Below are 21,060 nucleotides of genomic sequence, written 5' to 3'. Positions count from 1 at the left end.
GCACTCGTGAGGCCGCCCCGACACCCCGCAGGCTGACCCCATGACCTCCACGGAACCCATCTCCCTCCCCGCCGCCCTCGGCTCCTTCACGGACCGGTGGAGCCCCCGCATCGTCACCACCGTCAACGACTACGACGTCCGCGTCGCCAAGGTCGAGGGCGAACACCTCTGGCACACCCACGACCACACCGACGAGTTCTTCCTGGTCCTGGAGGGCGAACTGCACATCGCCCTAAGGGAGTCGGCGGGCTCAGACGAACGCACGGTCGTCCTCCCCAAGGGCTCCGTCTTCACGGTCCCGCGCGGCACGGAACACAAGCCGTTCGCCCCGGTCCCGTCGGAGATCCTCGTCCTCGAACCGACCGGCACGCTCACGGTCGGCGACCAGCATGAGGAGATCCCGGCTCACGTGGACGCGACGACGGGTCACACCTTGAACTGACCCTTCAGGGCGGTGAGCAGGGCGTTCAGGGCGGTGGGGGTGGGTGAGAGGAGGGTGGCGGGTTCGTCGCTCTCGCGGAGGTGGAGGGCGGTGGAGGTAGTGGCTATCTCCAGGCAGCTGGTTTCGACGTTTCCTCCGGAGTACGACGACTTCTGCCAGTGGAGGGCTTCGGACACGGGTGTTCCTTCAGAATTCCTGGGCGATACGGCGGATGAGGTCGAGGGAAGCCTCCTGCGGGAGAGCTGCCTTGTCGATGCTCTCGCCCCAGGTTCGGTAGCGGCTAAGGCGCGCTGGGGCATCGATGAACTCGGCGCCATGGGGCGCGTCAATCTGCACGGTGTCGAGTTGTGGAATGACGCCGCCAACGTACTGCATGGAAAATTCCGCCCCCGCGAACCCCTCGGCAGCGAAGGGGATGACGCGAAGAGTGACCGACTTCCGGTCGGATGCCTCAAGAAGATGGTCGAGTTGGGCGCGAGCTACCTTGGAGCCGCCCACCCGCATCCGTAGTGCGGCTTCGTGGACGATCACGTCGTACGGCGTCCCCAAAGCGATGACCTGCTGACGGCGCATCCGGAACGCGACGCGGGTCTCGCACTCTTCCTCCGTGAGACTCGGCGCGGCGAACATCGAGACTGCGCGTACATGTTCCTCGGTCTGGAGAACTCCCGGGATGTGCACCATGTGGAACACGCGGACGTACAAGGCGTGGTGTTCCAACTCGGCGAGGTCGAGTGCCTTGGGCGGCAGCACGCCGCGGTACTCCTCCCACCAGCCCTTGGACCGCGGCGTCGCCATCTCGACCAATGCGTCGATGAGTTGGCTGTCGTCGCATTTGTAGAACCTGGCCAGTCCGCGCAGCCGTTGCTCGCCGATTCCGAACCGCCCAGATTCGATGTGGCTGATCTGGGTCTGGTTCACGCCGAGGAAGGCGGCGGCGTCCCGCGACTCGATGCCCGTCGCCTCGCGCAGCTTGCGTAGTTCGGCGCCGAGTCGCCCTTGGCGTGCGGTGGGGTTCGCCCTCGGCGGCATGGAGGTCTCCTCGTTCGGTGCACTTTCCTTGAACGGTTGGTGCGTATCAGGCTGAGTCGCTATGGTCGTAACGTACCTCACGGAGGGTGCCAATACGGTCACCCATCCGCAACTCCCGCACGCCCAACGCCCGTTGGACGCGCCACCCCGACCGTCGACACCGGGGCGCCGGACAGCAACGAGCCCGGGATCACGCAAACCCCCATCACCTCACCGGAGTTGATGCCCCATGCCCTCATACACCCTCATCTGCCCACCCCTCGACACCTCCCCCCACATCGCCCGCGACTTCGTCGCCACCGTCCTGCGCACGCTGGAGCTGGACCGCGCCCTGGTCGACGACGCGATCCTCTGCACCTCGGAACTCGTCACCAACGCCTGTGTCCATGCGAAGGGCGGTGACGGCACGGTGCTGTGGCTGGCGGTGGAGGAGGAGCGGTTGCGGGTCGTGGTGTACGACGGGGACGAAAACCCGCCGGTGATAAGGGAGTTGACGGCTGAACCAGATGAGCGAGGCGGTGGCCGGGGGCTGTACCTGGTGGACGCCGTCACCGAGGGCCGTTGGGGGCACGGCCCGGACATCCCGTACGGCGGGCAATCGCACCCGGAGGGCAAGGGGGTGTGGTTCGACCTGCCCGCAGAGCTGGCCGGCCGTGACCTCCCGACCGGTGACGATTGAGTTCTGCCCGCTAATTCCGTTGAGCCCGCACTCCGCGATCGTGTTGGCTGGCGGCACCGGACTCTCAGTACCGCAGGTGTCTGCTCGGCAGTAGCAGGGAGTTGAACGTGCAGGACAGTGGTGTCGACCCCGTTGCCCACAATCGGGCATCCTGGGACAAGTACGTCCAAGAGGGCAACGAGTGGTCGAGGCCGGTGAGTGCTGAGGACGTCGAGCGCGCCTGCATGGGCGACTGGTCGGTCGTTCTCATCGGGCATGAGCCGGTCGACCGCTCCTGGCTGCCGGCGGACCTGACCGGCAAGGACGTGTTGTGCCTGGCCTCCGGCGGTGGCCAGCAGGGTCCGATCCTCGCCGCCGCGGGGGCGCGGGTCACCGTATTCGACAACTCACCCCGCCAGCTCGGCCAGGACCGGATGGTGGCGGCGCGCGACGGACTCGAACTGCACACCGTCCTGGGCGACATGCGCGACCTCGGCGCCTTCGGCGACGCCACATTCGACGTCGTATTCCATCCGGTCTCCAACGTCTTCGTACCGGACCTGGCACCGGTGTGGCGCGAGTGCTTCCGCGTCCTGCGACCGGGCGGAACTCTGCTCGCGGGCTTCCTCAACCCTGATGCGTACTTGTTCGACCCCGAGGCGCTCGACGAGCGCGGCGAGCTGATCGTCGTGCACAAGCTGCCCTACAGCGATGTCACGCAGTACTCCGCCGAGGAACGCGCCACGAAGTTCGGCGCGGATGCCCCTCTTGAATACAGCCACACCCTCACCGACCAGATCGGCGGCCAACTCGCCGCGGGGTTCTTCCTCACCGGCTTCGCGGAAGCGCCGCACCAGTCCGACGCGTCCGCTCAATACATGTCGCACTATTTCGCGACGCTGGCGGTCAAGCCGGGCTGACCCGGCCGCGGAGCCGGCCGCGACGGCCGTGTCGTAGGGCGAGCCGACGGTGGCACCCTTGATCCATGACCGACGCATCCTCGCCCCGCACCTCCCGACGCGCCCGCGTCCGCGCCCCCCAGCTCACCGGCAAGGGTGGCTGGCTGAACACGGGTGAGAAGCAGTACAGCCTCGCCGACCTGCGGGGACGCATCGTCATCCTGGATTTCTGGACCTTCTGCTGCATCAACTGCCTGCATGTCCTCGACGAGCTGCGGGAGTTGGAGGAGAAGCACCGGGACACGGTCGTGATCATCGGCGTGCACTCGCCGAAGTTCGTGCACGAGGCCGAGCACCAGGCGGTCGTGGACGCGGTCGAGCGGTACGGCGTCGAGCATCCGGTGCTGGACGACCCGGAGTTGGCGACCTGGAAGCAGTACGCCGTCCGCGCCTGGCCGACGCTCGTCGTCATCGACCCTGAGGGTTACGTCGTCGCACAGCACGCGGGCGAGGGCCACGCGCACGCCATCGAGCGGTTGGTGGAGGAGCTGGAGACCGAGCACGCCGCGAAGGGGACCCTCCGGCGCGGCGACGGGCCGTACGTCGCACCCGAGCCGGAGCCGACCGTGCTGCGCTTCCCGGGGAAGGTGCTCGCCCTGCCCTCCGGCACCTTCCTCGTCAGCGACACCACCCGGCACCAGCTGGTCGAGTTGGCGGCTGACGGCGAGACGGTCGTACGGCGGATCGGGTCCGGGGCGCGCGGTCTTCACGACGGTTCGGCCGACTCCGCCACCTTCAACGAACCTCAGGGCCTCGCCCTCCTCGACGACGGTTCCGTCGTCGTCGCCGACACCGTGAACCACGCGCTACGACGACTCGACCTCACCACCGGCACCGTCACCACCCTCGCGGGCACGGGCCGCCAGTGGATGCAGGGCGAGCCCACCTCCGGCCCCGCCCGCGAGGTCAGCCTCTCGTCCCCCTGGGACGTGGCCTGGTGGCAGGGCAAGGTGTGGATCGCCATGGCGGGCGTGCATCAACTCTGGGCCTACGACCCCGCCGCAGACTCCACCGACCCCACTCACCCCGCCGACCCCACCGTCGCCGTCACCGCCGGTACCACCAACGAAGGCCTCGTCGACGGACCCGGACCCGAGGCCTGGTTCGCCCAGCCCTCCGGGCTCGCCGCGACCGCCGACCGGCTGTGGCTGGCCGACTCCGAGACGTCCGCCCTGCGCTGGGTGGATCTTGACGGCGCCGTCCACACCGCCGTAGGTACCGGACTCTTCGACTTCGGGCACCGTGACGGATCCGCCGAACAGGCGCTGCTCCAGCACCCGTTGGGCGTCACCGCGCTCCCGGACGGCTCGGTCGCGATCAGCGACACGTACAACCACGCCCTGCGCCGTTACGACCCCGCGACCGGTCAAGTCACCACGCTGGCCACGGACTTGAGGGAGCCGAGCGACGCCGTCCTCGTCGGCGACGACATCCTGGTCGTCGAGTCCGCCCGGCACCGGCTGACCCGCCTGCGCCTCCCGGAAGAGGCCGTACGCGTCGAGTCCGTCGCCCATCGCACCCGGCGCGCGGCCACCGAAGTCGCCCCCGGCGAGCTGAAGTTGGACGTCATCTTCCAGGCCCCGGCCGGGCAGAAGCTCGACACGCGCTACGGCCCCTCGACCCGGCTCCTCGTCTCCGCGACCCCGCCCGAGCTGCTCGTCGGCGGTGAGGGCGCGGGCACGGACCTGAACCGCACCCTGGCCCTCAACTCGGCCGTGGCGGAAGGCGTGTTGCACGTCTCCGCGATGGCCGCCTCCTGCGATGACGACCCGTCCAACGAATACCCCGCCTGCCATGTCCACCAGCAGGACTGGGGCGTCCCGGTCCGCCTCACCGAGGGCGGGGCGGACCGGCTCCCCCTCGTGCTGGCCGGCATGGATGACCAGGACGCCTGAAACGGGAGATCCGTAACGGGGACGGACAGGCTCAGCGCCGCCGCGCCCTCGGCGCCAGCTTGTACAGCGCCATCCCCGCCGCCACCAGCGTCGTCGCCGCCACCATCATCGCCATGCTGTTCATCCACAGGCCCGTCGCGGCCAGCGTGGCACCTCCGGCGCCGGTGGTACCGGCGCCGACGACTCTTCCGTACATAAACGTTTCTCCTAAAGGGTTCCGGTCAAGCGTCCTGCGGTGTGAGGGGTGGGCTGGGGGTTGGGGCTAGGTCGCCACCCACTTCTCCTCGCTCCGGCGGGCCAGCCCCCACAGCGAGGTGAAGTAGACGGCGTGCTGGAAGAGGTCGTAGAGCATCTCGGGGATCATCAGCGCGGCGACCAGCACCGCGACGGGTCCGGCGCGGCGGACGGAGACGGTTTTCTCGACGACGAAGATCAGGCCGATGGCGGTCCAGAACGGGGACATGCCCGGGAAGCCGTAGACCGTCGTGTAGGTGGCCATGAAGGTCAGGTAGACGAGGAACGACAGGGCGCCGAAGCCCATCAGGAACTGCTGGAGGAAGTAGCGGGCGGTGACCTTGGTCCAGCCGTAGTCGCGGAGGTTCTCCAGGGCGCCGCGCTGCCAGCGGAGGCGTTGGTGCCAGAGTTTGGGGAGGCTGGTCATGACCTCGGTGGTGACCGCGCAGCCCGCCGGGGACATGGCGCGGTAGCCGAGGGTCTTGACCGCCTTGGTCATCTCGTCGTCCTCGGTGAGGGAGGCGAGGCTGTAGTAGCCGTCGCCGCCGCCGATGAGACCGTCGAGGCGGGCCTGGCGCACCTCGCGCAGGACGCGGGCGCGGAACATCGTGCCGGTGCCGGTGAGAACCTGCGCCTTGCCGCCGGTGCGGTTCAACTCCCAGGCGTAGCGCTGGAATTCCATGCGCTGGAGGAGGCCGAGGAGCCCGCCGCCCTGTTCGCCGTAGAAAACTCCTCCTACGGCGCCGACCTTGCGGTTGAAGGTGGCCGTCGCCGTCTCGCTGAACCAGGGGTTGAGGACGGTGTCCGCGTCCTGGACGAGGAGGAGGTCGCGTTCGTCGAGGTGCGGCAGGACCCAGTCGATGGCCTGGTTGAGGGCGCCGGCCTTTTTGTGCGCGTTGCCGTGCGTGGCGAAGACCTCCGCCCCGTGAGACGCGGCCACGGCGGCGCTGTCGTCCGTGCAGTTGTCCGTCACGACGACGATCAGGTCGGGCTTGCGGGTCTGCCGCCACAGGCCCTCGATCGCGGCGCCGATGCGGTCCGCTTCGTTGTGGGCCGGTATGAGGACCACCAGCCGTGGTTCGAGCACGGCAGCGGCCCCCCTCGTGAAGATCGTGAGCGGGCCCGGGGCTGCCTCTCCCCGGGCCCTCAACTGCACGAAGTCTTCACGAGGTTCACACAACCGCACAATGCGCACCGCGTCACGGATTGCTCACGGTTGTCTGTGGATGTCCTGTGCGGGCGATTCGGCCCGAGTGTGGACTACGCCCGTGTATCCACCGCCGAAGGATCCGGTCGGGTGTGGCTCAGGCGCCGTAGCCGCCGCGGTAGCCGCGCGTCTCGTCGTCCTCGACGACGGTCGTCTGACCCGGTATCACCACGCGACGGCGCCGGGCCATGCTGCTGAACGTCACGACCCCGATCAGCCCGACGACCATGAGGATGACGCCGACCAGGTCGAGGTTGACCCCCTGCATGTGCCAGTCGGTCGCGAACGTGAGGATCGCGCCGACGGCGATGAGGATGATGCATCCGCCCAGGCCCATGAGTGTTGCCTCCCTGTCCGGTCCGGTCGGCCCGGTCCGCCTCCGGGTACCCGGGAAGGCAACGCCCATGCGCCGGGCGGGAGTTGGCTAGCCCTCCAGGAACGCCACCAGCGCGTTGGCCAGCAGGAACGGGTCGCGGTCGCCGCAGAGTTCGCGGGCGCTGTGCATGGAGAGGATCGCCACGCCGATGTCGACGGTCTTGATGCCGTGGCGGGCCGCGGTGATCGGGCCGATCGTCGTGCCGCAGGGCATGGAGTTGTTGGAGACGAAGGTCTGGAAGGGGACCCCGGCCTTCTCGCAGGCGGCGGCGAACACCGCGCGGCCCGAACCGTCCGTGGCGTAGCGGTTGTTGACGTTGACCTTGAGGATCGGTCCGCCGTTGACCCGCGGGTGGTGCGTCGGGTCGTGGCGCTCCGCGTAGTTCGGGTGCACCGCGTGACCCGTGTCGGAGGACAGGCAGACGGTCCCGGCGAAGGCGCGCGCCCGGTCCTCGTACGACCCGCCGCGCGCGAACACCGAGCGCTCCAGGACCCCGCCGAGCAGCGGCCCGTCCGCGCCCGTGTCGGACTGCGAGCCGTTCTCCTCGTGGTCGAAACCGGCGAGCACGGGGATGTACGGCAGGTTCTCGCGGGCCGCGGCGGACGCGAGGGCCGCCAGCCCGGCGTGCACGGACAGCAGGTTGTCCATGCGCGGAGCGGCGACCAGCTCCTGGTCACGGCCCAGGTAGGCGGGTGCCTCCACGGAGTGCGTCATCAGGTCCCAGCCGGTGACCTCGCCCGGCTCGAGCCCCGACTCCTCCTCCAGGAAGGCGATCAGGTCGCCGTCGCGGACGTCGTCGCCGAGGCCCCAGATCGGCTGGAGGTGCCGCTGCTTGTCCAGCTTGAGCCCGTCCGCCGACACGGAACGGTCCAGGTGGATGGCGAGTTGGGGCACCCTGAGCAGCGGCCGGTCCACGTTCACCAGCCGCGTCGAACCGTCCCGCAGGGTCAGCCGGCCGGCCAGACCGAGATCCCGGTCCAGCCAGGAGTTGAGCAGCGGGCCGCCGTAGATCTCGACGGCGACCTGGCGCCAGCCGTGGCCGCCGGTGTCGGGACGCGGCTTGACCCGCAGGTTCGGGGAGTCGGTGTGCGCGCCGACGATGCGGAAGGGGGTGTGGGGGGCCGCACCTTCGGGGACGAACCAGGCCACGATCGCGCCACCGCGCAGCACGTACTTGCCGCCGCTCGTGCCGTCCCAGGCGTCCGTCTCGGCGACCTGCCTGAATCCGGCCTTCTCCAGCCGCTCGGCGGTGTTCGCCACGGCGTGGTACGGCGTGGGACTCGCCGCCAGGAAGGACAACAGGTCGTCGGTGTGGCCGCGGTCGAAGCGGGAGGGTTCGCTCATGGGGTTCACCTTAACGACGTACGAGGGCCCGCTCCCGGCGCCGGGAGCGGGCCCTCGCAAGGGCGATGTGGGGTTTCGCGAAGCTGTTCCGGTCTGTCCCGGAACGTGGTGCGGTGCTGACGCGGGGCTGGTGCGAGGCTGTCTAGAAGGCTGCCTCGTCCAGCTCCATCAGGTCCAGTTCTACGCCCTCGGCCACCTTCCGGGCGAGGGTCAGGCCGGGCAGGACGTTGGCCGCGAAGAACTTCGCAGCCGCGATCTTGCCCGTGTAGAACGGCTTGTCCTTGGCCGACGCCGTCTCCAGCTTCTCCGCGGCGATCGCCGCGCCCTTGAGGAGCAGGTAGCCGACGACCACGTCACCGGAGGCGAGCAGCAGGCGGGTGGTGTTGAGGCCCACCTTGTAGATGTTCTTGACGTCCTGCTCGGTCGCCGCGAGGTCGGTCAGCATCAGGCCGACGATGGCCTCCAGCTCGACGGCCGCCTTGGCGAGGTGCTCACGCGCCCCGGCCAGGTCCTCGCCGCCCGTGCCCAGCGCGAGGAACTTCTTGATGTCCTCGGCGAGGGAGTTGAGGGCAGCGCCCTGGTTGCGGACGATCTTCCGGAAGAAGAAGTCCTGGCCCTGGATCGCGGTGGTGCCCTCGTACAGGGTGTCGATCTTGGCGTCCCGGATGTACTGCTCGATCGGGTACTCCTGGAGGAACCCGGAGCCGCCGAAGGTCTGCAGCGACTGGGCGAGCTGCTCGTAGCCCTTCTCGGAGCCGTAGCCCTTGACGATCGGCAGGAGGAGGTCGTTGAGCGCGTGCTCGGTGGACGTGTCCTCGCCCTCGGCCTCCTTGACGGCGATCGCGTCCTGGATCGACGCGGTGTACAGCACGAGGGCGCGCATGCCCTCGGCGTACGCCTTCTGCGTCATCAGCGAGCGGCGCACGTCCGGGTGGTGCGTGATGGTGACCTTGGGCGCGGTCTTGTCGCCGAAGGCCGCGAGGTCGGAGCCCTGGACGCGCTCCTTGGCGTACTCGAGGGCGTTGAGGTAGCCGGTCGACAGCGTCGAGATGGCCTTCGTGCCGACCATCATGCGAGCGAACTCGATGATCCGGAACATCTGCCGGATGCCGTCGTGCTTGTCACCGATCAGCCAGCCCTTGGCCGGGTGGCGGTCGCCGAAGGTCATCTCGCAGGTGTTGGACGCCTTGAGGCCCATCTTGTGCTCGACGTTCGTCGCGTACACGCCGTTGCGCTCGCCCAGCTCGCCGGTCTCGACGTCGAAGAGGAACTTCGGCACGAGGAAGAGGGAGAGCCCCTTGGTGCCCGGGCCGTGGCCCTCGGGACGGGCGAGCACGTAGTGAAGGATGTTCTCCTCCATGTCGTGCTCACCGGAGGTGATGAAGCGCTTGACGCCCTCGATGTGCCAGGAGCCGTCGTCCTGCTGGATCGCCTTGGTCCGCCCCGCGCCGACATCGGAACCCGCGTCGGGCTCGGTCAGCACCATGGTGGACCCCCAGGTCCGCTCCACGGCGAGCTGCGCGATCTTCTTCTGTACGTCGTTGCCCTCGTCGTAGAGGATCCCGGCGAAGGCCGGCCCGGAGGAGTACATCCACACGGCCGGGTTGGCGCCGAGGATCAGCTCCGCGTACGACCAGATCAGGGACGGGGGAGCCGTCGTACCGCCGATGGCCTCGGGCAGTCCCAGCCGCCAGTACTCGGACTCCATGAAGGATTTGTAGCTCTTCTTGAAGGAGGCGGGCACCGGCGCGGTGTTCGTCTCCGGGTCGAAGACCGGCGGGTTGCGGTCGGCGTCGGCGAAGGACTCCGCCAGCTCGTTCTCCGCGAGCCGGGTCAGCTCCTCCAGGACGCTCTTCGCGGTGTCCGTGTCCATCTCCGCGAACGGACCGGTTCCGTACAGCTTGTCGCGCCCGAGGACCTCGAAGAGGTTGAACTCGATGTCGCGGAGATTCGACTTGTAGTGCCCCATGGCGACGACTCCGTAGAAAGATATGTACGACGAGACTTGTACTGAGCAGTAGCTACGATGATGCTACCCGTCGGTAATAAGACGCAACCCCAAGCCGTCCATCTGTGACTCGTTACTCTTGCGGGCATGTACGGCTACGACCAGAACGTGGGCGCTCAGCAGGGGTACGTCCCGCCCCAGCAGCAGATGGCCGGTGGCGTGGGCGGCTACGGCCAGCAGCCGCCGCTCTACCCCGAGCCGTCGCCGCCCTCGCTCGCGGACGCGGTGCGCGCGTTCACCACCGGGCAGATGGCGGCCGAGGACTTCCAGCAGGTCTTCGCGACCTCCAAGGTGTACTGCCCGCGCGGCGACAACCCGGGCTTCCTCGCGCTCCACAACACCCAGCAGCCGGTGATCCCGATGTTCACCTCGCTCAAGGAACTGCGCCGCTACGCCGGCAAGGAGTCCAAGTACTTCGTGATCACCGGCGCCGAGGTCATCGACCTGCTGCCGACGGGGTACGGCTTCGTCGTCGACATGGAGGGCGAGCACCGGATGGTGTTCGACGCGAAGGCGGTCGAGCAGATGGTGGAGTTCGCGATGCGCAGGATGTACGGCTAGTCGTCCGACCCCTGTGGAGCCCGGAGGGAATGCCCTCCGGGCTTCTTCTGTTGTGGGGTAGCAGAAAGTTCAACGCTCAACTAAACTCGACGCACAAGGAGGTCCCGACATGCCTGCAGTGACCGTAGAGAACCCGCTGACCCTGCCCCGCGTGGCCGCGCCGGCCGACGCCGTGGCACGTCCCGTGCTCGCCGTCTCGACCGCGCCCAGCGGTTTCGAGGGTGAGGGCTTCCCGGTGCGCCGCGCGTTCGCCGGGATCAACTACCGCCACCTCGACCCGTTCATCATGATGGACCAGATGGGCGAGGTGGAGTACGCGCCGGGCGAGCCGAAGGGCACCCCCTGGCACCCGCACCGCGGCTTCGAGACGGTGACGTACATCATCGACGGCGTCTTCGACCACCAGGACTCGAACGGCGGCGGCGGCACCATCACCAACGGCGACACCCAGTGGATGACGGCGGGCGCGGGCCTGCTGCACATCGAGGCGCCGCCGGAGTCGCTGGTCGTGTCCGGCGGGCTCTTCCACGGCCTGCAGCTGTGGGTGAACCTCCCGGCCAAGGACAAGATGATGCCCCCGCGCTACCAGGACATCCGCGGCGGCCAGGTCCAGCTGCTCACCACCCCCGACGGCGGCGCGCTCCTGCGGGTCATCGCCGGTGAGCTGGACGGTCACCAGGGTCCCGGTATCACGCACACGCCGATCACGATGATCCACGCGACGGTGGCGCCGGGCGCGGAGGTCACGCTGCCCTGGCGCGAGGACTTCAACGGTGTCGCGTACGTCCTGGCCGGCAAGGGCTCGGTCGGTGCGGAGCGGCGCGCGATCCACATGGGCCAGACCGCGGTCTTCGGCGCGGGTTCGTCCCTGACGGTCCGCGCGGACGAGCAGCAGGACGGCAACACCCCCGACCTCGAGGTCGCGATCCTCGGCGGCCAGCCGATCCGCGAGCCGATGGCCCACTACGGCCCGTTCGTCATGAACACCCGCGAGGAGCTCCAGCAGGCGTTCGAGGACTTCCAGAAGGGGCGGCTGGGGACGATTCCGGCGGTTCATGGGATGGGTGAGGGCGGCCTGTAAGCCCCACCGGAGCGGAAGTTACCGAAGCCCCGTCCTTGTGTGACGCTGTTGGCCAGTCCCGTCAGCGGGCCTGGGTGACCCTGTACTGCTGAGAAAGTGTGACACTTTCGTGAGAAGTGTCACGCTTTTTCGGAAGGGTGCCCGGGCCGCGCCGGATTCGCCAACAGCACCTTGTGTGGACGGGGCTTCGTGCGCTCATACGGCTACGTCCATGGCGATGCCCACGGGGACGGGGATCGTGCGGCCGTGGGGGCTGATGTGGACGCCGTGGATGACGTAGGGGCCGACGTCGATTCCGCGGGTGGCCATGTCCAGGGCCCAGAGTCGTTCTGCTTGGGCCCATTGTTCCGGTGTGGTGGGGCGATTGCGGGGCGGGGCGTCGAGGTAGGGCCGTACGGGATTGATCGTGTCGACGAATGGCAGGTTGGCGGCTGCGTCGATCGCGTAGGGGCTCTTGTGGGGTGGGAGGGGCCTGCGGGCGGCGGGCTTGTGCGCGGCCGGGGGTGGGATGGGCGATACGCCGGCGCGCCGCGAACCGGTCGCGGGGAACAGGAGTGCGCAGAGGGCATGGAGAGCCCGCGCGATAAGGTCTTTCACGTTCGTCAGCTCCTCGATAGCTGATGGGCCATGCCCCGGGACGGCTGCAACCGTCGCCGGGGTCTTTCGTGGGCGAGATTAGCCTTACCTGTAATTACTTGTAAAGGCCGATGGGTTCTTGTAGCTGCCTGTAGGTATCTGCCAGGTCTTGGCTGTGTTTCGTCGGCCGGATACCTTCAGCACATGAAGTACGGGCCCGATGACCAGGTGGAGCGCGACACTCCCGACGCGCCGTTCGAGCAGTTGACGGCGATCCTGCGAGCACGTTTGGAGCGGGGGGACTGGAGGATCAACCGGGCCATTCCCAGCGAGAACACGCTGGCCGGCGAGTACGGGCTCTCCCGCCCTACGGTCCGGCGTGCGCTCTCTGTGCTCGCGATGGAGGGCTACGTCTATACGGTGGCGGGGCGCGGGACCTTTGTCGCCAACCGGGAGCCCAAGGCCCCCACGGATCCGCCCGACTGAGGCCTCACCGGCACCCCGGGTCCAGCCAAGCGGTCTGCCCTTCCGCGTCGACCGTGAGCCCGAACCGCTCATGCCCTGGCCTGCCTACGCCCTCCCACCACGCATAGGCCGACTCCACCTCGTCCCACAGTCGGCGCGGTCCCGATTGATAGACGGTCGTCTCGGGGCGGTCCTCGCGGAAGAACGCGCAGGCCCAGGACGTGTCGTCGAGTCCGTAGAACCAGACCGGTCGGGCGCCCTCGCGTTTCGGGGCGACGCTGTGGGTGCACCGCGGAACACGAAGGCCGATCGCGAATACGGCCGTATCGAATGCGCCCCCGGTGAACACGCCCTCCGGCAGGGTCGTCGACGAGGTCTCCGCTCCCCGCACTCCGGACGGCACGTAGGTGTTGTGCCCGGCGAAGGGGATTTCGCGCACGCACGCCGTGCGGGACTGGGCGGCCACCTACGACCGGCTACGTGCGACAGCGGAGTCCGAGAAGTGTTCCCTGGCCCTGATCCACTCGATCATGGAGGGGCACGCCAGATGGGTAACGCCCCCGCCCCCTGCGGCTTTGTGTGGGGCAAGAGCACGTACAGCGACGGGCAGGGGCTTCACCTGCCGAGGTCGGTTCTTCGCCGCTGGTCGGGGTGGCTCATTGTGTGTTCTGTACGGCGCGGGTCCAGGCGGTGTCGCGCAGCAGGCGCAGTCCGTTGAGGCCGACGATGACGGTCGAGCCTTCGTGGCCGAGGACGCCGAGGGGCAGCGGCAGGTGGCCGGCCAGGTCCCAGACGACCAGGCCGGAGATGAACACCGCGGCGATGGCCAGGTTCTGTATGACCAGGCGGCGGGCCGCGCGTGAGAGGGCGATGACCTTGGGGACGGTGGCGAGTTCGTCGCGGACGATGACGGCGTCGGCGGTCTCCAGGGCGAGGTCGGAGCCCGCGCGGCCCATGGCGATACCGCTGTGGGCGGCGGCCAGGGCGGGGGCGTCGTTGACGCCGTCACCGATGACCAGCACCTTGCGGCCCCGGGCCTCCAGGCGCCGTACCGCTTCGACCTTGTCCTGAGGCAGCAGGCCCGCGTGGACCTCGTCGCCGGTGATGCCGACCTCGGCGGCCAGGCGGGCGGCGGCGCGTGGGTTGTCGCCCGTCAGCAGCATCGGGGTGCCGCCGGTCAGGGTGGTCAGGGCGGCGACGGTCGCGGCGGCTTCGGGGCGCAGCCGGTCGGCGATGCCCAGCACTCCGACGGGGACGCTGTCGCGCAGGACCAGGACCGCCGTGCGTCCGCCGTCCTCCAGGTCGGCCGCGAACTTGGCGGCGCGGACCGTGTCGGTGTCGTCGTCGCCGTAGAGGAGGCGGGCGGGTGCGCCGACCGCGATCGTGTGGCCGTCGACGGTGGCACGGACACCGACACCGGGCGTGGAGGCGAAGTCGCGCATACCGGCGATGCGCAGGCCGCGGGTGTGGGCCGCGTCGACGACGGCGCGGGCGAGGGGGTGTTCGCTGGGGTGCTCGGCGGCGGCCGCCAACGCCAACAGGGCGTACTCGGTCAGCCCGGAGCCGTCCAGGGGGCGGATGTCGGTGACGCGGGGGGTGCCCTCGGTCAGGGTGCCGGTCTTGTCCAGGGCGACCGCGTCGACCTGCCCGAGGCGCTCCATGACCACGGCGGACTTCACCAGGACGCCGTGCCGCCCGGCGTTGGCGATCGCGGAGAGCAGCGGCGGCATCGTCGCCAGGACCACCGCGCACGGCGAGGCCACGATCATGAAGGTCATCGCCCGCAGCAGCGAGCCGGTCAGGTCCGCGCCGGACGCGAGGGGGACCAGGAAGACCGCCAGGGTCGCGGCGACCATGCCCAGGCTGTAGCGCTGCTCGACCTTCTCGATGAACAACTGGGTGGGCGCCTTGGTCTCGGAGGCCTCCTCGACCATGGCCACGATCCGGGCGATCACCGAGTCCGAGGCGTCCCGTTCGACCCTGATCCGCAGGGCGCCCGTGCCGTTGAGGGTGCCCGCGAAGACCTCGTCCCCGGCCTCCTTCGCGACCGGCAGCGGCTCCCCGGTGATCGTGGCCTGGTCCACCTCGCTCGCCCCGGTCAGCACCCTCCCGTCCGCGCCGACCCGCTCGCCGGGGCGGACCAGGACGGTGTCACCGACCACCAGATCCCCGGTCGGCACCGTCGACCCGCTCCCGTCGACGTCGAGCCGGGTGGCCGTGGCGGGCGCGAGGTCGAGCAGACCGCGCACCGCGTCCTGGGTGCGGGCGGTGGCCAGGGCCTCCAGAGCGCCGGAGGTGGCGAAGATGACGATCAGCAGGGCCCCGTCCATCACCTGGCCGATCGAGGCCGCGCCGATCGCGGCCACGATCATCAACAGGTCCACGTCCAGGGTCTTCTCCCGCAGCGCCGTCAGTCCCGCCCACGCCGGTTCCCACCCGCCGGTGACGTAGGCGGCGGCGTACAGCGGGCCCCACGACCAGGCGGGCGCGCCGGTCAGCTGGAACGGCAGCGCGACGAGGAAGAGCACCAGTGCCGCGGTGGCCCAGCGCGCCTCGGCCAGGGCCAACACCCGGGTACGCCTTCTCGGCGCCGTGCGCGAGACGGCCGGGGCCGTCCGTTCGGGCCGTTGGATCAGGTCGGAAGGCATGACAAAACAGCCCTTTCGGGGTGGGAGGCGGCGATGCGTCCACCGTACAGGAACATCTGAACAGGTCTTCACATGTGGTCAGTAGGATGGACGCCATGGGTCACGGAGCCGACGACAAGCACCACGCCACCCCTCGCGAGCGCCTGGACGCGGCGGGGGCCACCGATGTCGCCGCCACCCTCCAGGCCCTGGCCACCCCTTCGCGGCTGTACATCCTGGCCCGCCTCCAGGAAGGCCCCTGCGCGGTCGGCGACCTGGCCGACGCGGTGGGAATGGAAGCCTCCGCCTGCTCCCACCAACTCCGCCTGCTGCGCAACCTCGGGCTCGTCACCGGAGAGCGCCGGGGCCGCTCCATCGTCTACGCCCTCTACGACAACCACGTCGCCGAGCTGCTGGAGCAGGCCCTCTTCCACGTCGAGCACCTGCGGCTCGGTCTGCGCGACGCCCCCGCCGCCGAAGCGGCTCCCACCACAGCCCGGCGGTGAGCGCCGTCGGCGCCCGTGCGGATGTCGAGAACGTGCGCCCCGCTCCGTCCCAGGGACATCAGCGGCCGTACGGGGAAGAAGGAGCGATCGCCATGGCGATTCAGCGGATGGACAACGTGGGCATCGTCGTCGACGACCTGGACGCCGCCGTCGCGTTCTTCGTGGAGCTCGGGATGGAACTGGAGGGCAGGGCGCAGGTCGAGGGGCCGGTCGCCGACCGGTGCACCGGGCTCGACGGTGTCCGGTGCGACATCGCGATGGTGCGGACGCCGGACGGTCACAGTCGGCTGGAGCTGGCGAAGTACCGCAGCCCCGAGGCGGTCAGCGGCGGGCCTCGCGACCGGCCGCACAACATCCTGGGGACGCACCGCGTGATGTTCGCCGTCGACGACATCGAGGACACGGTCGCCCGACTGCGCCCGCACGGTGCCGAACTCGTCGGCGGGATCGCCGAGTTCGAGGACAGCTATCTGCTCTGCTACGTCCGCGGGCCGGAGGGCATCATCGTCGGACTGGCCGAGCAACTGGGCTGACGGTCGGCGACCGTGGCCGGCGGGGTCGCTCAGGCGTCGGGGGTCAGGGCGTCGATCGCCGCGACCTCTTCGGGGGTCAGGTGGATCGACCCGGCGGCGAGGTTCTCCTGGAGGTGGGCGGGGCTGGTGGTGCCGGGGATCGGCAGGGCCGCCGGTGAGTGGTGCAGGTGCCAGGCCAGGGCGGTCTGCTGGACGGTGGCGCCGTAGCGGCGGGCGATGGGTTCCAGGACCTCGCGGATGCGATCGCCCTGGCCGGTCTCGTTCAGGGTGACCGGGTGCCAGGGCGAGAACACCGCGCCGTGGTCCTCGGCGGCCTTCAGCAGGCCCGCCCCGGTGCGTACGGCGATGTTGTAGTGCGCCGTCACGGCGGCGATGTCGACGATGGCGCGGGCGGCCTCGAACTGTTCGACGGTGACGTTGGACAGGCCGATACTGCCGATCACGCCCTCGTCGCGGAGTTCGGCGAGCGTGGCGACCTGCTCCTCGAAGGGGGCGTCGGTGGCCCGGCCGCTGTGCAGGTAGTACAGGTCGATCTGCTCCACGCCCAGGCGCCGGGCGCTCAAGTGGGCGCTCTGCCGCAGGTAGTTGCGGTTGCCCACCGCGTCCAGGGTCGAGTAGTCGAAGCCGCCGCGCACGAAGCCGCCCTTGGTCGCGATCACCAGGTGGTCCGGGTAGGGGTGGAGCGCGTCGTGGACCAGGGTCTCGTTGGTGTGCGGGCCGTACACGTCGGCGGTGTCGATGAAGCCGACGCCGGAGTCCACCGCCTGCCGCAGCAGGGCGATGCCGCCCTCGCGGTCCGGGTACTCGCCCCAGACCTGCTTGCCGGTCAACTGCATCGCGCCGTAGCCGATGCGGTTCACCGGAGGGCGCCCACCGATGCTGACCTCGGCGTTCGCCGCGCCTGATGTGCTTGCGCTCATGGTTCTCTCCAGCCTTTCGTTTCTACGGACCTCAAGGAGGTGGTCGGGAGGTTCAGCGGGCCGTGTAGCCGCCGTCGACGGGGAGCGCGATGCCGGTGACATAGCTGGACCGCTCCGAGCACAGCCACACCACGGCGTCGGCGATCTCCTCCGGCTCCGCGATCCGGCCGAGCGGGTGGGCGGCCGCCAGTTCGGCGTGCAGGGCGGGGTTCTCGTCGACCATGCCGGCGACGAGCGGGGTGTCGACCAGGCCGGGGCACACGGCGTTGACGCGGATGCCCGCGCCGGCGTAGTCGAGCGCGGCGCTCCTGGTCAGGCCGATCTCGGCGTGCTTGGAGGCGACGTAGCCCGCGTATCCGCCGACGCCGACCAGCCCGGCGCCCGAGGAGATGTTCACGATGGCGCCGGTGGAGTACGGCACCATGCGGGCCAGTTCGTGCTTCAGGGAGAAGAACATCCCGCGCACGTTGGTCGCGAGCATCAGGTCAAGGGTCTCGACGGGGTAGTCGGCCAGCGCGGAGGCATTGTTGCCGCCGTCGACGCCGGCGCTGTTGACGGCGACGTGGAGTTGCCCCTCGGGTGACGCGGCGGCCTTGACCGCCCGCTCCACGGTGTCCTCGTCGTGGACGTCGGCGACGGCGTACCGGGCGGTGCCACCCGCGTCGGTGATGAGCCCGACGGTCTCCTTGAGGGTCGCGGCGGTGCGGCCGGCCACCGTGACGGTGCAGCCCTGCGCGGCGAGCGCTATTGCGGCGGCGCGGCCGATTCCGCTGCCGCCTCCCGTGACGAGCGCGTACGCGCCGTCGAAAATCGTGTCGGTCCTCGCTGCCATGGTGTTGTCCTCACGTGAGTGGTCGACCCGGTGCCCGTCACGTCGCTCGCGGACACCGCTCCAGCAGACACCGTTCCGCCTGGCCGGACCGTCTGTCCTGGTGCGGTCCGCCGGGGATCGGCTGCTTCTCGTCGAGTCAAACACCGCAGGTGGCGGGGGCGGGAGACCCATCTGGTCCGGGGGTCCGGCAGACCCCCTTTCGCACGGCGGTGACGGCACGTCGCGGGTCTGCGGATGGGGGCGGGTGCGGCGCGTGCGCTCGATTGCCGCCGCGGTTGACCCGCCGTTAAAGTCGTGAACGTCTCATATCGGTGGTTCTGATCGAGGGATGTCCATGACCAAGCCCATCGCTGACATCGTCGCCGAGCACCTGACCATCTGGAACTCCCCTGCCGGTGAGGAGCGGAGCCGCTCGATCGCCGCCACGTACTCGGACGACGTGCTCGTCGCCGAGGCGGACGCCGTGAACCACGGTTACGAGGGGGCCGAGAAGGCCATCGACGCACTGCAGGCCGCCCTGCCCGGGACGCGGCTCGAACTGGACGGCCCCATTCAGACCGTTCAGGACCTGTCGACGTACTCCTGGACCCTGGGGCCGGCCGGCGGCGCACCCGTGGCCACCGGGCGGGACGTCATCACCGTCCAGGACGGCGTCCTGAAGAGCGTGTACGTCCTCATCGACGCCCCTCAGCAGTGAAGCGCCGCATGCTCACGCGCTAGACCCCTGGATCCAGCCGCTCAGGGCGCAGGGAGAGGCACGTCCTCGGCGGCCACCGGTTCCTCCTCGACCGGCTCGCGCAGGAACGCGGAGAGCAGCATCGCGAGCACCGGCACCGTGGCGAGTACCGCGAGGGCGCCCCGGGGACCGTAGTGCGTCGCGATGAGGCCCAGGAGCGGCATGAACAGCCCGCCGGCGCTCATCGCGAGGCCGAGGGTGACGCCGGCGGCGGTGCCGGGGCGGCTGGGGAGGTAGTCCTGGCCAAGCTTGATGAGGACGGCGAACGGGATGTTCGAGATCAGGCCGACCAGCAGCGCGAGGGGCAGCGCGGCGTACTTGTCGTCGCAGATCAGCATGAGCCAGAGGGCGGGCAGCATCGCCGCGTTGCCGATCTGTACGGTGCGCACCATGCCGATGCGGTCCGCCAGCCGCCCGCCGAGCAGGGTGCCGGCGACACCACCGCCGAGTTCGAGGGTCAGGGCGAGACCGCCGAGGCCGCTGCTCGCGTCCAGGTGGCGGATCCAGTACAGCGAGATGAAGGTGTTCAGCCCGGTCGAGATGGTGGACCGTACGATCTCGACGGCGGTCAGCGCCGCGAACCGGCCCGGCCGGTCCCTGCCCTGGCGTCGGACCGCCTTGGCCGCCGTGGCGGATGTGCGGTTGTGGTGGCGGAACAGGACGAAGCCCATGAGGACGGCGGGCGGGATGAAGAGAGCCGTCGCGCTCATCCCGAGGGTGTCCAGGGCCGGTGTGACCAGGGCCGGGGCGACGAAGAAGCCCACGCTGCCGCCCGCGGCGAAGTAGCTCATCGCGGTGGCACTGCCCCCGGCGGCGCGGCGGGCGTCGCGCCCCGCGGGCGGATGGAACATCGCGATGCCGACGCCCGCCGTCAGCAGCAGGGCGAAGACCAGCGGGTAGGAGGGCGTCAGCCCGGACAGGCCCGCCCCGATCCCCGCCAGGCTGACCCCCAGCGGCGACATCCAGCGCAGCCGGAACCGGTCGGCGAGCAGCCCGATCGGCACCTGCGGCAACGCGCTGCCGAGCGTCGCCGCGAGTGCCAGCCCCGAAGCCTGGACGTAACTGAAGTCGCGTTGCAGCACGAAGTAGGGGACCGCGGCCGGTACGAGGCCCTGGTAGAAGTCGTCGACGGCGTGGGCGCTCGCCCAGATCCGCATCCGGCGCCAGTGCCCGGGCGGACCACCCGCCTCACGGGAAGTGGTTGTGTCCTGGATGGTTGTCACACGTCCACGATGGGCGGGAACACCCCGGGCGTGCTTCCCGTATTCTGCCTATCCATGTCGCAGACCCGCCATGAGCCCGTCGCGCCGACCACCACCCGGTTCCTCGGCGGCGGCGAGACCATCGCCCGGCACCGCCACGACGACCACCAGCTGATCTACGTCAGCTCGGGCGTCCTCGCGATCACCACGGAACACGGCTCCTGGATCGCCTCCGACGACCGCGCCGTGTGGATCCCGGCGAACACCTGGCACGAACACCGCTTCCACGGCCGGAGCCGCTTCCACACCATCGGCTTCCCCGCCCACGGCAGGGCGCCCCTGCTCGACGCCGAACGCCCCACGGTCATCGCCGTCGACAGCCTGACGCGCGAACTGCTCATCGCGCTCGCCGGCACCACCCTCACCCAGACCGAGACCCGGCACATCGAAACCGTGCTGCGCGACCGGCTGCGCCGCGTGACGACCGAGCCCGTCGCCCTGCCCGCGGCCCGCGACCGACGGCTGGCCGACGCCTGCCGCCTCGTCGAGGAGGACCTGCACGAGCCCCGCACCCTCGCCCAGCTCGCCGCCCGCGTGCACACCAGCGAGCGCACCCTCTCCCGCCTCTACCGCGACGAGTTCGGCCTGACCTTCCCCCAGTGGCGCACCCGCGTCCGCGTCTTCACCGCGATGGTCATGCTCGCCGAGGGCGCCACGGTCACCGACACCGCCCACGCGTGCGGCTGGGCGACGACCAGCGCCTTCGTCCAGACCTTCGCCCAGACGGTCGGCGTCACCCCCGGCACCTACCGCGCGGGCACGGACCGACCGCGGGGGGAATGACGGCCGTGGACCCCGGCGAACGA

The 21,060-nt window shown here is 69.8% G+C and carries 24 protein-coding genes; 11 read left to right on the top strand and 13 right to left on the bottom strand.

From position 1 onward, the window contains the following. The first annotated feature begins 40 nt into the window (after positions 1–40). On the top strand, positions 41–442 hold the full coding sequence (locus OO69_RS37175; protein WP_033285332.1) for a cupin domain-containing protein: 402 nt from the start codon (positions 41–43) through the stop codon (positions 440–442). Here OO69_RS37175 and OO69_RS52640 read toward each other — a convergent pair. Then, positions 427–618, bottom strand: coding sequence for a DUF397 domain-containing protein (locus OO69_RS52640; RefSeq protein ID WP_033285331.1), 192 nt, complete (start codon positions 616–618; stop codon positions 427–429). The two genes, OO69_RS37175 and OO69_RS52640, sit on opposite strands and share 16 nt — an antisense overlap. A gap of 10 nt (positions 619–628) precedes the next feature. Beyond that, positions 629–1,474 (bottom strand): helix-turn-helix domain-containing protein, encoded by an 846-nt coding sequence (locus OO69_RS37165; RefSeq protein ID WP_033285330.1) that lies wholly within the window; start codon positions 1,472–1,474, stop codon positions 629–631. 229 nt (positions 1,475–1,703) lie between these two features. Between OO69_RS37165 and OO69_RS37160 the strand changes: the two genes are divergently transcribed. From OO69_RS37160 to OO69_RS37150, 3 genes are all read left to right on the top strand, one after another. Then, positions 1,704–2,153 (top strand): ATP-binding protein, encoded by a 450-nt coding sequence (locus OO69_RS37160; protein WP_033285329.1) that lies wholly within the window; start codon positions 1,704–1,706, stop codon positions 2,151–2,153. A gap of 107 nt (positions 2,154–2,260) precedes the next feature. Beyond that, positions 2,261–3,052 carry a class I SAM-dependent methyltransferase gene (locus tag OO69_RS37155; protein WP_033285328.1) on the top strand — a complete coding sequence of 264 codons (792 nt, stop codon included), beginning with the start codon at positions 2,261–2,263 and terminating at the stop codon, positions 3,050–3,052. A gap of 65 nt (positions 3,053–3,117) precedes the next feature. Continuing rightward, entirely contained in the window at positions 3,118–4,986 is a 1,869-nt protein-coding gene (locus OO69_RS37150; protein WP_033285327.1) for a thioredoxin-like domain-containing protein, read from the top strand. A gap of 31 nt (positions 4,987–5,017) precedes the next feature. Here OO69_RS37150 and OO69_RS52635 read toward each other — a convergent pair whose 3' ends face one another. From OO69_RS52635 to OO69_RS37130, 5 genes are all read right to left on the bottom strand, one after another. Further along, positions 5,018–5,182, bottom strand: coding sequence for a hypothetical protein (locus tag OO69_RS52635; protein WP_199811102.1), 165 nt, complete (start codon positions 5,180–5,182; stop codon positions 5,018–5,020). A gap of 66 nt (positions 5,183–5,248) precedes the next feature. Next, the gene (locus OO69_RS37145; RefSeq protein ID WP_033285326.1) at positions 5,249–6,307 is read right to left on the bottom strand and encodes a glycosyltransferase; all 1,059 of its coding nucleotides are present in this window, start codon (positions 6,305–6,307) and stop codon (positions 5,249–5,251) included. Positions 6,308–6,524: 217 nt separating this feature from the next. Beyond that, the gene (locus OO69_RS37140) at positions 6,525–6,764 is read right to left on the bottom strand and encodes a DUF6458 family protein (RefSeq protein ID WP_033285325.1); all 240 of its coding nucleotides are present in this window, start codon (positions 6,762–6,764) and stop codon (positions 6,525–6,527) included. An 87-nt stretch (positions 6,765–6,851) separates the two neighbouring features. Continuing rightward, on the bottom strand, positions 6,852–8,147 hold the full coding sequence (locus OO69_RS37135) for a M18 family aminopeptidase (RefSeq protein WP_033285324.1): 1,296 nt from the start codon (positions 8,145–8,147) through the stop codon (positions 6,852–6,854). Between the two features lie 142 nt (positions 8,148–8,289). Next, positions 8,290–10,116, bottom strand: coding sequence for an acyl-CoA dehydrogenase (locus tag OO69_RS37130; RefSeq protein ID WP_033285323.1), 1,827 nt, complete (start codon positions 10,114–10,116; stop codon positions 8,290–8,292). 126 nt (positions 10,117–10,242) lie between these two features. Between OO69_RS37130 and OO69_RS37125 the strand changes: the two genes are divergently transcribed. Then, a complete protein-coding gene (locus OO69_RS37125; protein WP_019073480.1) occupies positions 10,243–10,716 on the top strand; it encodes an SseB family protein in 474 nt (157 codons plus the stop codon). Positions 10,717–10,825: 109 nt separating this feature from the next. After that, positions 10,826–11,797 carry a pirin family protein gene (locus OO69_RS37120; protein WP_078622785.1) on the top strand — a complete coding sequence of 324 codons (972 nt, stop codon included), beginning with the start codon at positions 10,826–10,828 and terminating at the stop codon, positions 11,795–11,797. Between the two features lie 195 nt (positions 11,798–11,992). On the opposite strand, the gene OO69_RS37115 is transcribed toward OO69_RS37120, so the two are convergent. Beyond that, positions 11,993–12,394: a hypothetical protein gene (locus tag OO69_RS37115; protein WP_051801489.1), complete on the bottom strand. Its 402-nt coding sequence runs from the start codon at positions 12,392–12,394 to the stop codon at positions 11,993–11,995. A gap of 183 nt (positions 12,395–12,577) precedes the next feature. Between OO69_RS37115 and OO69_RS37110 the strand changes: the two genes are divergently transcribed. Further along, positions 12,578–12,859, top strand: coding sequence for a GntR family transcriptional regulator (locus tag OO69_RS37110; RefSeq protein ID WP_033285322.1), 282 nt, complete (start codon positions 12,578–12,580; stop codon positions 12,857–12,859). Positions 12,860–12,863: 4 nt separating this feature from the next. On the opposite strand, the gene OO69_RS49040 is transcribed toward OO69_RS37110, so the two are convergent. Both OO69_RS49040 and OO69_RS37100 read right to left on the bottom strand, forming a co-directional pair. Beyond that, entirely contained in the window at positions 12,864–13,304 is a 441-nt protein-coding gene (locus tag OO69_RS49040; protein WP_051801486.1) for a hypothetical protein, read from the bottom strand. Between the two features lie 190 nt (positions 13,305–13,494). Next, positions 13,495–15,486 (bottom strand): heavy metal translocating P-type ATPase, encoded by a 1,992-nt coding sequence (locus OO69_RS37100; protein ID WP_033285321.1) that lies wholly within the window; start codon positions 15,484–15,486, stop codon positions 13,495–13,497. Positions 15,487–15,581: 95 nt separating this feature from the next. Here OO69_RS37100 and OO69_RS37095 point away from each other — a divergent pair, with 95 nt between their 5' ends. Then, positions 15,582–15,971 carry an ArsR/SmtB family transcription factor gene (locus tag OO69_RS37095; protein WP_033285385.1) on the top strand — a complete coding sequence of 130 codons (390 nt, stop codon included), beginning with the start codon at positions 15,582–15,584 and terminating at the stop codon, positions 15,969–15,971. Between the two features lie 92 nt (positions 15,972–16,063). Next, positions 16,064–16,504 (top strand): VOC family protein, encoded by a 441-nt coding sequence (locus OO69_RS37090; protein WP_033285320.1) that lies wholly within the window; start codon positions 16,064–16,066, stop codon positions 16,502–16,504. Positions 16,505–16,533: 29 nt separating this feature from the next. Here the strand turns inward: OO69_RS37090 and OO69_RS37085 are convergent, their stop codons facing one another. Together OO69_RS37085 and OO69_RS37080 are read right to left on the bottom strand one after the other, a co-directional pair. Further along, entirely contained in the window at positions 16,534–17,424 is an 891-nt protein-coding gene (locus OO69_RS37085) for an aldo/keto reductase (protein ID WP_033285319.1), read from the bottom strand. Positions 17,425–17,476: 52 nt separating this feature from the next. Further along, positions 17,477–18,256: an SDR family NAD(P)-dependent oxidoreductase gene (locus tag OO69_RS37080; RefSeq protein ID WP_033285318.1), complete on the bottom strand. Its 780-nt coding sequence runs from the start codon at positions 18,254–18,256 to the stop codon at positions 17,477–17,479. Between the two features lie 334 nt (positions 18,257–18,590). On the opposite strand from OO69_RS37080, the gene OO69_RS37075 reads away from it, so the two are divergent. Next, positions 18,591–18,953 carry a nuclear transport factor 2 family protein gene (locus tag OO69_RS37075; protein ID WP_033285317.1) on the top strand — a complete coding sequence of 121 codons (363 nt, stop codon included), beginning with the start codon at positions 18,591–18,593 and terminating at the stop codon, positions 18,951–18,953. Between the two features lie 41 nt (positions 18,954–18,994). Here the strand turns inward: OO69_RS37075 and OO69_RS37070 are convergent, their stop codons facing one another. Then, positions 18,995–20,149 (bottom strand): MFS transporter, encoded by a 1,155-nt coding sequence (locus tag OO69_RS37070; protein ID WP_033285316.1) that lies wholly within the window; start codon positions 20,147–20,149, stop codon positions 18,995–18,997. 120 nt (positions 20,150–20,269) lie between these two features. On the opposite strand from OO69_RS37070, the gene OO69_RS37065 reads away from it, so the two are divergent. Then, positions 20,270–21,037, top strand: a complete 768-nt coding sequence (locus tag OO69_RS37065; protein WP_033285315.1) for an AraC family transcriptional regulator — start codon at positions 20,270–20,272, stop codon at positions 21,035–21,037. Positions 21,038–21,060 lie beyond the last annotated feature (23 nt).

This window comes from Streptomyces sp. NRRL F-525 (assembly GCF_000716605.1).
Classification (GTDB): domain Bacteria; phylum Actinomycetota; class Actinomycetes; order Streptomycetales; family Streptomycetaceae; genus Streptomyces.
This window is presented reverse-complemented; position numbering and strand designations above follow the sequence as displayed.

Excerpts from the sequence above, each read along its gene's own strand:
- OO69_RS37175 (WP_033285332.1), top strand. The coding sequence starts at position 41 with ATGACCTCCACGGAACCCATCTCCCTCCCCGCCGCCCTCGGCTCCTTC.
- OO69_RS37165 (WP_033285330.1), bottom strand. The coding sequence starts at position 1,474 with ATGCCGCCGAGGGCGAACCCCACCGCACGCCAAGGGCGACTCGGCGCC.
- OO69_RS37160 (WP_033285329.1), top strand. The coding sequence starts at position 1,704 with ATGCCCTCATACACCCTCATCTGCCCACCCCTCGACACCTCCCCCCAC.
- OO69_RS37150 (WP_033285327.1), top strand. The coding sequence starts at position 3,118 with ATGACCGACGCATCCTCGCCCCGCACCTCCCGACGCGCCCGCGTCCGC.
- OO69_RS52635 (WP_199811102.1), bottom strand. The coding sequence starts at position 5,182 with ATGTACGGAAGAGTCGTCGGCGCCGGTACCACCGGCGCCGGAGGTGCC.
- OO69_RS37140 (WP_033285325.1), bottom strand. The coding sequence starts at position 6,764 with ATGGGCCTGGGCGGATGCATCATCCTCATCGCCGTCGGCGCGATCCTC.
- OO69_RS37135 (WP_033285324.1), bottom strand. The coding sequence starts at position 8,147 with ATGAGCGAACCCTCCCGCTTCGACCGCGGCCACACCGACGACCTGTTG.
- OO69_RS37130 (WP_033285323.1), bottom strand. The coding sequence starts at position 10,116 with ATGGGGCACTACAAGTCGAATCTCCGCGACATCGAGTTCAACCTCTTC.
- OO69_RS37125 (WP_019073480.1), top strand. The coding sequence starts at position 10,243 with ATGTACGGCTACGACCAGAACGTGGGCGCTCAGCAGGGGTACGTCCCG.
- OO69_RS37120 (WP_078622785.1), top strand. The coding sequence starts at position 10,826 with ATGCCTGCAGTGACCGTAGAGAACCCGCTGACCCTGCCCCGCGTGGCC.
- OO69_RS37110 (WP_033285322.1), top strand. The coding sequence starts at position 12,578 with ATGAAGTACGGGCCCGATGACCAGGTGGAGCGCGACACTCCCGACGCG.
- OO69_RS37100 (WP_033285321.1), bottom strand. The coding sequence starts at position 15,486 with ATGCCTTCCGACCTGATCCAACGGCCCGAACGGACGGCCCCGGCCGTC.
- OO69_RS37095 (WP_033285385.1), top strand. The coding sequence starts at position 15,582 with ATGGGTCACGGAGCCGACGACAAGCACCACGCCACCCCTCGCGAGCGC.
- OO69_RS37090 (WP_033285320.1), top strand. The coding sequence starts at position 16,064 with ATGGCGATTCAGCGGATGGACAACGTGGGCATCGTCGTCGACGACCTG.
- OO69_RS37085 (WP_033285319.1), bottom strand. The coding sequence starts at position 17,424 with ATGAGCGCAAGCACATCAGGCGCGGCGAACGCCGAGGTCAGCATCGGT.
- OO69_RS37080 (WP_033285318.1), bottom strand. The coding sequence starts at position 18,256 with ATGGCAGCGAGGACCGACACGATTTTCGACGGCGCGTACGCGCTCGTC.
- OO69_RS37075 (WP_033285317.1), top strand. The coding sequence starts at position 18,591 with ATGACCAAGCCCATCGCTGACATCGTCGCCGAGCACCTGACCATCTGG.
- OO69_RS37070 (WP_033285316.1), bottom strand. The coding sequence starts at position 20,149 with ATGCGGATCTGGGCGAGCGCCCACGCCGTCGACGACTTCTACCAGGGC.
- OO69_RS37065 (WP_033285315.1), top strand. The coding sequence starts at position 20,270 with ATGTCGCAGACCCGCCATGAGCCCGTCGCGCCGACCACCACCCGGTTC.